1 pseudogene is annotated in these 223 nt (G+C 46.6%); it reads right to left on the bottom strand.

Annotation, left to right across the window (positions count from 1 at the left end):
- Positions 1 to 223, bottom strand: a pseudogene (locus ACXX53_RS23230) (IS3 family transposase); the annotation flags it as partial.

Genomic DNA, 223 nt, shown 5'->3' on the forward strand with positions numbered 1-223 from the left:
CATTCACGAGTTCTTTGCGTATTCTCGGACTTCCGTAGGTTTCATCCGAGTCGAAGAAGTGCCATTTAATGCGCTCAGTAAGTTTCTCCCTACGTTTGTCTGTCTCAGATGTTTCGGCTGCTCGCCATGCGTAAAAACCGCTCCTGGACACTTTCAATACACTGCACATCTTCTCCAATCGAAAGTCGGAGCGGTGATCTTCGATAAATTGGAACCTTAGTTC

Source organism: Paenibacillus marinisediminis, from assembly GCF_054343325.1.